The sequence below is a fragment of the Streptomyces actuosus genome (assembly GCF_016921115.1).
Taxonomy (GTDB): Bacteria; Actinomycetota; Actinomycetes; order Streptomycetales; family Streptomycetaceae; genus Streptomyces; species Streptomyces actuosus_A.
In genome coordinates this window covers 1-3,355 of sequence record NZ_JAFFZS010000084.1, presented here as the reverse complement: position 1 = coordinate 3,355, position 3,355 = coordinate 1, and the positions used below count along the sequence as shown (strand labels likewise).

The following is a 3,355-nucleotide window of genomic DNA, read 5'->3' as shown; positions in this document are numbered from 1 at the left end:
CGCGGCCAACCGACCCGCCTGCCCCGCCAAACCCTCCCGACCACGACCCGACACCACCCACGGCACCACACCACCCACCCCGAAAACCCCAACCGGCCCCCCAGAACCCACAGACCCCACAGACCCCGAGACAGCCGGCGCCTCCTCCAACACCACATGCGCATTCGTCCCACTGATACCGAAGGACGACACACCCGCCCGACGCGGACGCCCCTCGGTGTCGGGCCAGTCGACCTGGTCGGTCGCCAGTGACACGGCGCCCGCCGACCAGTCGACGTGGGTCGAGGGCTCGTCCACGTGCAGGGTGCCGGGAACGAGTCCGTGGCGCATGGCGAGGACCATCTTCATGACACCCGCCATGCCGGAGGCGGTCTGGGTGTGCCCGAGGTTGGACTTGACGGAGCCGATGAGCAGGGGCTTGTCCTGCGGCCGGTCCTGGCCGTAAGTGGCGATCAGGGCCTGTGCCTCGATGGGGTCGCCGAGCCGGGTGCCCGTGCCGTGCGCCTCCACGACGTCCACCTCGTCGGCGGTGAGCCGCGCGTCGGTGAGGGCGGCGCGGATGACCCGCTGCTGTGCGGGTCCGTTGGGTGCGGTGAGGCCGTTGCTCGCACCGTCCTGGTTGATCGCGGAGCCTCGTACCACCGCCAGCACCGGATGGCCGTTGCGGCGGGCGTCGGACAGGCGCTCCAGCAGGAGGACACCGACGCCTTCGGCGAGGGCGAACCCGTCGGCCGCTTCGGCGAAGGGCTTGCAGCGTCCGTCGGGTGCGAGGCCCCGCTGCCGGCTGAAGCCGACGAAGGGCGCCGGGTCGGCCATGACCATCGCGGCTCCCGCCAGCGCCGTCGAGCACTCGCCGGACCGCAGCGAGCGCACCGCCATGTGCAGCGCGACCAGCGACGACGAGCATGCGGTGTCGACGGTGACCGCCGGCCCCTCCAGGCCCAGGACGTACGAGACGCGGCCCGAGGCGACGGCTGTCGAGGCGCCGGTGACGAGATACCCCTCGGTGCCGTCGGTGCTGCGGCTCAGGAGCGTGCCGTAGTTCTGGTCGGTGAGGCCGGTGAAGACGCCGGTGTGGCTGCCTCGCAGGGTTCTCGGGTCGATGCCGCCGCGCTCCAGCGCCTCCCAGGAGGTCTCCAGCAGCAGCCGCTGCTGCGGGTCCATCGCCTCGGCCTCGCGCGGCGAGATACCGAAGAAGGCCGCGTCGAAGTGCCCTGCGTCGTGCAGGAATCCACCGTGCCGGACGTAGCTGGTGCCCGGTCGCCCGGGGTCGGGATCGTAGAGCCGCGTCGAGTCCCATCCGCGGTCGGCGGGAAAGCCGGTGATGACGTCCTTCCCGGCGGTGACGACACGCCAGAGATCGTCGGGCGACCCGATGCCGCCCGGGTACCGGCAGGCCATGGCGACGACGGCGATCGGGTCGTCGTCGACGGCGTCCTCCCGCGGAGCTGAGAGGGCCCGTTCGTGCGCGTCGGCGGCTGCGCGCGGTGCGTCGCCGTCGCCGTCGCCGTCGCCCAGGGCCAGGTGGCGGAGGTGCTCGGCGAGGGCCAGCGGTGTCGGGTGGTCGAAGACGACCGTGGTCGCGATCTTCAGTCCGGTGCGGGCGTCGAGACGGTTGCGCAGTTCGACGGCGCTCACCGAGTCGAAGCCGAGTTCCTTGAAGGCGTACGCCGTGTCGACGGCATCGGCCGAGGCATGGCCCAGTACGGCAGCCGCCTCTGCACGCACGAGATCCTGGACGAACCGGTCGCGGTCGGCGGCGGGCAGGGTGCGGAGCCGCTCGGCGAGCGTGGAGGCGTCCGTACCGCCCTCGTGCCCGTCGCCGGCTCCGTCGCGGTACCCGGTGCCGCCGGAGCCGGAGGCGTCCGCAGGAGCCTTCGGCTTCAGGTGGGCGATGAGCGGGGCGGAGCGGGCGACGGTGAAGACGGAGACGAACCGGTTCCAGTCGACGTCCGCGACGGCCACTGCGGTGTCCCCGTGGTCCAGTGCCTGTTGGAGCGCCGCCAGCGCGGGCTCGGGAGCGATGACGGGGATTCCGCGCCGCCGCAGCGGATCGCGCATGTCCTCGCTGATCATCCCGCCGCCGTCCCACGGTCCCCACGCCACCGAGAGGGCGGGCAGCCCGCGGGTCCGGCGTGCGTTCTCGGCGAGCGCGTCCAGGGTGGCGTTGGCCGCGGCGTACGCCGCGTGGTCGGCGACGCCCCAGACGCCGGAGATCGAGGAGAAGAAGATCAGCGCGTCGATCTCGGCGGGGTCCAATGCCTCGGCGAGGTTCCGCGCGCCGGTCACCTTGCCCGCCGTCACGTCGGCGAATTCCGCGAGCCCGAGGCCGTCGAGACCGCCGAGGACCCCGACGCCCGCGGCGTGCACCACCGTGCGGACGGTACGTCCCTGCACGCGCAGGGAATTCAGAAGTTCCTCCAGCGCCACGCGGTCGGCGACGTCGCAGGCGACGACAGTGACTCTGGTGCCGAGCTGGGCGGCTTCGGCCTTCAGGTCCGCCAGGGCCGGGGCGTCGATGACGCCGCGACGGCCGACCAGCACCACGTCCTCGGCACCGCATCCGGCCAGCCAGCGGGTGACGTGTGCGCCGAGTGCTCCGGTACCGCCCGTCACCAGCGCGGTACCCGTCGGGGACCAGTGCCGTCCGTGCCCGGGCCGCTCGGGCACGGGCGCCGGCATCAGACGCCGGGCGAACGTGGTGCCGCCGCGCAGGGCGACCTGGTCCTCCGCGGCGTCGCCGCCCGCCGCCAGCACGGCGCAGAGGGCGGCCGCGTTCAGGCCGTCGAGCCGCTCGGGAAGGTCCACCAGACCTCCCCAGCGCTCGGGGTGCTCCAGCGCCGCGACCCGGCCCAGACCCCAGACGGCCGCCTGTACCGGGTGGGTGACCGCCTCCTGATCCCCGACGGCCACGGCGCCCCGGGTGGCGCACCACAGCGGTGCGCAGACGCCGGCTCGGCCGAGTGCCTGGAGGAGCGACACGGTCAGCGCCGCTCCGGTGGGCAGCACCGGATGATCGGGCAGGGGGCTGTCGTCCCATCCGGTCAGCGCCAGTACTCCGCCGAGCGGTGTCTCCAGGTCGGCCAGCGCCTCGTCGAGTGCGGACCGGAGAACTCCAGTCTCGGCATGGCGGGAGGACAGCCGGAGCAGGCGCACGTGGGCGCCGTGGCGGGTGAGGGCGTCGGTGACATCGGTGACCAGGCCCGCGGTGTCGTCCCGCGACTCGGGCACGACCAGCAACCAGGTACCGCCCAGCACGACCGGCCCGGACCGCCGCCCGACCGGCTTCCACACCACCTTGTACCGCCAGCCCTCGACCGCCGACCGGGCCACTTCACCCCGACGCCACCGCGAC

At 73.4% G+C, this 3,355-nt stretch carries 1 protein-coding gene; it reads right to left on the bottom strand.

Going from position 1 to position 3,355, the window contains the following annotated elements; translation table 11 throughout:
- Positions 1 to 3,333, bottom strand: a 3,333-nt coding sequence (locus tag JS756_RS35550; RefSeq protein WP_307791436.1) for a type I polyketide synthase, incomplete at its 3' end; no start/stop codon positions are given.
- Between the last annotated feature and the right edge of the window lie 22 nt (positions 3,334 to 3,355).